Origin of the sequence: Phenylobacterium sp. (assembly GCF_020253645.1) — a bacterium.
GTDB lineage: Bacteria > Pseudomonadota > Alphaproteobacteria > Caulobacterales > Caulobacteraceae > Phenylobacterium.
In genome coordinates, this window is the sequence record NZ_JADCBG010000039.1 from 1 (window position 1) to 2,631 (window position 2,631).

Here is a 2,631-nt window from a genome sequence, read left to right on the forward strand (position 1 = left end):
CCCTCAACATGAAGGCTTCCTTCGCCCCGGTGGTGAGGCGGGCGGCGCCGGCGGTGGTGAATATCTCGGCCAAGCGCGTGGTCCGCCAGCAGGTGGACCCGTTCTGGCAGATGTTCGGCATGGGCGTCCCCCCCAGCCGGGTCGAGGGATCCCTGGGGTCTGGCGTGATCGTCCGGGCCGATGGAATCATCGTGACCAACAACCACGTGATCGAGGGGGGGCGGGAGATCACCGTGGCCCTGTCCGACAGGCGTGAATTTCCGGCCCGGGTGCTGCTGGTGGATCCACGGGGTGACCTTGCGGTCCTGAAGATCGACGTCGGCGCCGAGCGCCTGCCGGTCATGCCCATCGATGATTCCGGTGACGCCCAGGTTGGCGACCTTGTCCTGGCCATCGGCGACCCCTTCGGCGTCGGACAGACAGTTACGAACGGAATCATCTCCGCTCTCAACCGGACCGCGGACCCGCAGGGCGGAACCCCGATGACCTACATCCAGACCGACGCCGCCATCAATCCAGGCAATTCGGGTGGCGCTCTTGTCGACATGGATGGCGACCTGATCGGGGTGAACAGCTTCATCGTCTCCAGGTCCGGGGCCTCCGCTGGAGTCGGGTTCGCCATTCCGGCCGCCATGGTGCGACGGGTGGTCGAGGCTGCGGCTGGTGGCGGGAATGTGCTCGTGCGCTCCTGGCTGGGCGCCCGCACCCAGCCTGTGACCCCGGAAATCGCCCGTAGCCTCGGCTTGGACACGCCCCAGGGGGCGCTGGTCGCCGACATTTGGCCCGGTGGCCCCGCCGAGCGGGCTGGCCTTCGGTCGGGGGACGTCATCCTGTCCGTCAATGGACGTCCGGCGGCGGACCCCGGAGCCATCGCCTTTGCGGTGGGCGCCGCCCGGCCCGGCGAAGTGCTCAAGCTCAGCGTACGCCGTGGCGACAGTCTGGTCTCCGCCAATCTCCGCGCCGAGACGCCGCCGGCGCGCCCGGCGCGGGACGACTGGCAGGTGGAGGGCCGCAATCCCTTCCAGGGCGCCACCGTCGTCAATGTCTCGCCGGCGGTGGCTGATGAACTCGGTGTCGATCCCTTCGCCGCCCGCGGCGTCTTGATCATCAACATCTCCCGAGGCTTCGCCATGAATGCGGGGCTCCGACCCGGGGACGTGGTGCGGAAGGTCAACGGGCGCGATATCAGTACGGTTTCGGATCTCAGAGGCGCCTTGGCCGCGCCCGCTGGAACCTGGCAGGTCACCATCCTGCGGGGTGACCGTGAGATCACCGCCAATTTCCGCACCTGACCCCGGTCCGCGAAGCGGCTAGTCTCGCCGCATGGCCGACCTGTTCGAAGCTGCGGGCCTGACCCCACCCCACCCGGCGCCGCTGGCCGAGCGGCTGCGGCCGCGGACCCTGGAGGAGGTCGCGGGACAGGACCACCTCCTTTCCCCTGACGGTCCTATCGGACGCATGGCCACGTCCCGACGGCTGTCCTCAATGATCCTCTGGGGACCGCCGGGCGTGGGCAAGACCACCATCGCCCGTCTTCTCGCCCGGGCGGTGGGGTACGAGTTCCAGCAGATATCGGCCGTCTTCTCCGGCGTGGCTGACCTGAAGAAGGCCTTCGAGCAGGCCCGGGTCCGGCGCCAGGCGGGCCAGGCCACCCTTCTGTTCGTGGACGAGATCCATCGCTTCAACCGGGCCCAGCAGGACGGCTTCCTGCCCTGGGTGGAGGAGGGGGTCGTGACCCTTGTCGGGGCGACCACGGAGAACCCTTCGTTCGAACTGAACGGGGCTCTCCTGTCCCGGTGTCAGGTCTTCGTGCTGCGGCGGCTTGACGAGGCGGCCCAGTCCGCCCTCCTGGCCCGGGCGGAGGCGGCTGAGGGGCGGGACCTGCCCCTGACCGCTGAGGCCCGTTCGGCCCTGGTCGCCCTCGCGGACGGGGATGGCCGCTATCTGCTCACCCTCGCCGAGACCCTGTTCGGCTTGGCCTCCGCCACCCCCCTCGATCCGCCGGCCCTTGGAAGGCTCCTGCAGAAACGCAGCCCAGCCTACGATAAGGACCGGGAGGGGCACTACAACCTCATCTCCGCCCTGCACAAGTCGATCCGCGGATCCGATCCGGACGCCGCTCTCTACTGGCTGGCCCGCATGCTGGAGGGCGGCGAGGAGCCCCTATTCATCGCCCGCCGGCTCGTGCGGACGGCCATGGAGGATATCGGCTCGGCGGATCCCATGTCCCTGGTCCTGGCCAACGCCGCACGCCAGGCCTTCGAGCACCTGGGATCGCCCGAGGGCGAACTCGCCCTGGCCCAGCTCACCGTGCACCTAGCCTGCGCCCCTAAGTCGAACGCCGTTTACACCGCGTTCTCTCGCGCCCGGAAGGCGGCCCGGGAGACCGGCTCCCTTCCACCGCCGGCCCACATCCTCAACGCGCCCACCCGGCTGATGAAGTCCCTCGGCTACGGTGAGGGCTATGTCTACGACCATGACGCTGAGGGAGGCTTTTCGGGCCAGGACTATTTCCCGGAAGGCATGGAGCGCCGGACCTTCTATGAGCCACGGGGCGAGGGCTCGGAGGCGCGGGTGCGGGAGCGACTGGATCGCTGGGTGCAGATGCGCACCAGCCGGAGCCGGGGAGGG

The 2,631-nt window shown here is 69.2% G+C and carries 2 protein-coding genes; both read left to right on the top strand.

Annotated elements, in window-relative coordinates; genetic code table 11:
- A partial coding sequence (locus tag INE98_RS03300) for a Do family serine endopeptidase (RefSeq protein ID WP_293536553.1) occupies positions 1-1,292 on the top strand: 1,292 nt, incomplete at its 5' end.
- A 31-nt stretch (positions 1,293-1,323) separates the two neighbouring features.
- Positions 1,324-2,631, top strand: a 1,308-nt coding sequence (locus INE98_RS03305; RefSeq protein WP_293536555.1) for a replication-associated recombination protein A, incomplete at its 3' end; no start/stop codon positions are given.